A 312-nucleotide genomic window follows, 5' to 3' on the forward strand; every position below is an offset into this window, starting at 1 on the left:
GGCGGGCCCGAGGAGGTCGAGGCCCGCGTCGGCCTGCGGTACACGCTCAAGCAGGTCAGACAGGACACGACGGCGCGGATCGGGACCTACATCGTCGGGTTCATGACGTTCGTCGCGATCTTCGCCGCGTTCGACTACTACATTCTCGATTACGCGATCGCGGAGGCGGTGCTGTACAATCCCGAGGCCGACCCGGAGAACGTCCAGCGGCTCCTCCCGCCGGTCGGTATGGAGAACCAGTTCGGGCAGGGGATTATCGAACACCCGCTCGGCACCGACCACCGCGGTCGCGACCTGCTCTCCCGGACCATC

At 66.3% G+C, this 312-nt stretch carries 1 pseudogene; it reads left to right on the forward strand.

Annotated elements, in window-relative coordinates:
- A pseudogene (locus tag EXE42_RS17495) lies at positions 1-312 on the forward strand (ABC transporter permease); the annotation flags it as partial.

The organism is Halorubrum sp. SP3, from assembly GCF_005435195.1.
GTDB classification, from domain to species: Archaea; Halobacteriota; Halobacteria; order Halobacteriales; family Haloferacaceae; genus Halorubrum; species Halorubrum sodomense.